Here is a 3,396-nt window from a genome sequence, read left to right on the forward strand (position 1 = left end):
GGGGGGGCCCACCCCCCCCCACCCCCCGGGATATTTCCGAGCCAGAGAAGGTGATGACTTGGCGCGGGCCACGGCTTCGTGCATCAGGGCTGTATGAGTATTGATGTCCTTTCTGCACTGGCGCTGTTTAGCCTGATCACCTCGCTGACACCGGGGCCGAATAATCTGATGCTGATGGCATCCGGGGCCAATTTCGGATTTATGCGCACCCTGCCGCATATGCTGGGGATTACCTTTGGGTTTATGTCATTGTTGCTTTTGGTGGGCTTGGGCCTGATCAAGGTTTTTGATGCGTTCCCGATTATTTATACCGTGCTGAAAGTAGTGAGCCTGATCTATTTGCTGTTTCTGGCCTACAAGATCGCCACAGCCGCGCCTGTTGCAACCGCAACCGCCACCGGCAATCCGATGAGCTTTCTTCAGGCGGCAGGATTTCAGTGGGTAAATCCCAAGGCTTGGGCCTTTGGTCTGAGCATCATTACAATTTATGTACCGGCTTCGGGGTTTGCGCCATTGATGCTGACGGCTGTGGTGGTCGCAGTCATGGCGGTGCCTTCCGTCGTGATCTGGACAATCATGGGCGGCCAGATGTCGAGGTTCCTGACCAGCACCGTGCGTCTGAGGCGGTTCAACGGCACGATGGCCTTGCTGCTGGTCGCATCCCTTTTCCCGATCCTTTGGCCCGACAGCTGAACAGGCTGCGTTGCAAAGCCGATAAATCACCGTCATATAGCGGTGACCCAAGCGCGGAGCATGTGATGACACAGTATCTGGATTTTGAAAAACCACTGGCAGAGATCGAAGGCAAGGCGGAAGAATTGCGCGCCCTTGCACGGTCCTCCGAAGGGATGGATGTCAGTGCCGAGGCGCTGGCGCTGGACAAGAAAGCCCAGCAAATGCTGGATGATTTGTACAAATCCTTGACCCCTTGGCGCAAATGTCAGGTCGCGCGGCATCCAGACCGCCCCCATTGCAAAGACTATATTGAAGCGTTGTTCACCGATTACACGCCGCTTGCTGGCGACCGCAATTTTGCCGATGATCTGGCCGTAATGGGAGGATTGGCGCGGTTCAACGATGCGCCCGTCGTCGTGATCGGCCACGAAAAGGGCAATGACACCAAGTCGCGGATCGAGCGGAATTTCGGCATGGCCCGGCCCGAAGGCTATCGCAAGGCCGTGCGGTTGATGGATCTGGCAGGCAAGTTCGGATTACCTGTGATTACTCTGGTGGATACGCCCGGCGCATACCCTGGCAAAGGTGCCGAAGAACGCGGTCAATCCGAAGCGATTGCCCGTGCAACAGAGAAATGTTTGCAAATCGGCGTGCCATTGGTGTCTGTCATCATTGGTGAAGGCGGTTCTGGCGGGGCTGTGGCATTTGCGACCGCGAACCGTGTCGCGATGCTGGAACATTCGGTCTATTCGGTGATATCACCCGAAGGCTGCGCGTCGATCCTGTGGAAGGACGCAGAGAAAATGCGCGAAGCCGCTGAAGCTTTGCGGTTGACGGCGCAGGACCTCAAGCAACTGGGCGTGAATGATCGCATCATCACAGAGCCGCGTGGCGGTGCGCACCGTGACCCGAAGACTGCAATCGCAGCGGTCGGAAACGCCATTGCGGCCATGCTTGCAGATCTGAGCGGTAAGGACGCGAAAGCACTGATTCAGGACCGGCGTCAGAAGTTCATGGATTTGGGTGCTAAAGGCTTGGCGGCATAATTTAGAGCGCTGGCCGTTTTCTATCAAGAAAACGGCCAGCGGACTTTTTGAAAAATTCCGGCCTAAGTCGCCAGCATGCGCAACCCTTGTGTCACGTCAGAGCGCACGGCAAGGCGCAAGCCCGGCTCATCCCCCGCCCGCAGCGCGGCAATGATCAGCTTGTGGAAATGCGGCGGCTCTGTCCGGCGCAGCCGCCCATAAAGCGCGCACATTGTGGGGCCCATCTGCAACCAGACTGTTTCTGCCATCGCCAGCATTGCGGGTGCCTGTGCGCGCAAATAAAGTGTGCGGTGGAATTCGAGGTTGGCCCGTATATAGCTTACAGCGTCGCGGTGCGCGACGGCTTCTGATACTGCATTATTGATGGTTTGCAGCCGCTCGATAAGCGCCATGTGCGCGCGTGGTAAAGCCCGGCTCGCCAATTCAACCTCGATCAAGGCGCGCAGGGCGGCCAGCTCTTCGATCCGCTCATTGCTTAGTTCAGGCGTAGAGATCCGTCCGGAGGTGGACATGGTCAACGCGCCCTCGGCAGCAAGCCGGCGCACCGCCTCGCGCGCGGGCGTCATAGACACCTCGTATTCCTTGCCGATCCCCCGCAGCGTCAGCGCATGTCCCGGGGGCAAGTCGCCATGCATGATCCGGCTGCGCAGCTGTCGATAGACACGGTCATGCGCAAGCGGATTGGCATCAAGAGGGCGCGGGTTCAAATTCATGATTCTGTTGTGATCACAAAGCCGCATCACGTCAATAACCCATGACACTGCATGGGCAGGCTGCTTTGCCGGCATGTACCGTATTTTAACTAAAACGGTAACGGTGCAGATCGCTGCCGTTTTCGCGCAGCCAGCCGCGTGCCTCTTTGTAGGGGCCATAGATTCGCTCTACCTCGGCCCAGAAGGCGGGCGAATGGTTCATCTGCGCCAGATGAGCGACCTCGTGCGCAGCGACGTAATCCAACACCTCTGGCGGCGTCAGGATCAGGCGCCATGAAAACATCAACCCGCCATCCGACGTGCACGACCCCCACCGTGACCGCGTATCGCGCAAGGTCAGCCTGCTGTAAGGTCGCCCCAAGGCAGCGGCGTAGTCATCGCAGGCCCCTGCCAGACGGTCGCGCGCCAGTTCCTTCAGATGTGCCGCAAGCCGTGCTGGCACGCGGTCTTCGCCGCCTGGCACAGCGATTGTATCATCGCCCAACTGCACACGCCGGCCCTGCCCTTGCACGACCCGAACCATGCGCCCGCCCAAAGGGAATTCGGCCCCGATGCCAATGGCCACATCTTCGCCACGCGCGTCCAGATGCCCGCGAATCCAGCCTTCTTTCTCGCGGGCAAAGGCGATCCCTTCGGATTGCTTAAGCCGCTTGGGCATGGTCAGCGTCACACGCCCGTCAAGTTGCGAGATGCGCAAGGATATCCGTTTCGCACGCGCAGACCGACGCAGGATAAGCGGGATAGGCGGATTGCCGGGCAGGACAGGATCGGGCATTTCAGGGTTCCGGACACACAGGGGGTGGCGATTGCCTTTGACAGTTCCTATCTCATATGGCACTTGGCCTGAATCATCTATACGCAACAACACTTTCAAAAAGGGGACTTCGATGCCCAATGAAGAATGGGGAACCAAGCGCCTGTGCCCCACAACGGGCAAGCGGTTCTACGACCTGAACAAAAAC

At 58.5% G+C, this 3,396-nt stretch carries 5 protein-coding genes; 3 read left to right on the forward strand and 2 right to left on the reverse strand.

Features of this window, described 5'->3' with window-relative positions; all coding sequences use genetic code 11:
* Positions 1-93: 93 nt before the first annotated feature.
* Both ABYT07_RS19875 and ABYT07_RS19880 read left to right on the forward strand, forming a co-directional pair.
* Positions 94-693, forward strand: a complete 600-nt coding sequence (locus ABYT07_RS19875; protein WP_372993744.1) for a LysE family translocator — start codon at positions 94-96, stop codon at positions 691-693.
* Positions 694-758: 65 nt separating this feature from the next.
* Entirely contained in the window at positions 759-1,721 is a 963-nt protein-coding gene (locus tag ABYT07_RS19880) for an acetyl-CoA carboxylase carboxyltransferase subunit alpha (protein ID WP_372993745.1), read from the forward strand.
* Between the two features lie 62 nt (positions 1,722-1,783).
* On the opposite strand, the gene ABYT07_RS19885 is transcribed toward ABYT07_RS19880, so the two are convergent.
* Both ABYT07_RS19885 and ABYT07_RS19890 read right to left on the reverse strand, forming a co-directional pair.
* The gene (locus ABYT07_RS19885; protein ID WP_372993746.1) at positions 1,784-2,434 is read right to left on the reverse strand and encodes a GntR family transcriptional regulator; all 651 of its coding nucleotides are present in this window, start codon (positions 2,432-2,434) and stop codon (positions 1,784-1,786) included.
* Positions 2,435-2,519: 85 nt separating this feature from the next.
* Positions 2,520-3,209: a M48 family metallopeptidase gene (locus tag ABYT07_RS19890; protein ID WP_372993747.1), complete on the reverse strand. Its 690-nt coding sequence runs from the start codon at positions 3,207-3,209 to the stop codon at positions 2,520-2,522.
* Positions 3,210-3,321: 112 nt separating this feature from the next.
* Here ABYT07_RS19890 and ABYT07_RS19895 point away from each other — a divergent pair.
* A partial coding sequence (locus ABYT07_RS19895; protein ID WP_372993748.1) for an FYDLN acid domain-containing protein occupies positions 3,322-3,396 on the forward strand: 75 nt, incomplete at its 3' end.

This window comes from Sulfitobacter sp., assembly GCF_041552635.1.
GTDB lineage: Bacteria > Pseudomonadota > Alphaproteobacteria > Rhodobacterales > Rhodobacteraceae > Sulfitobacter.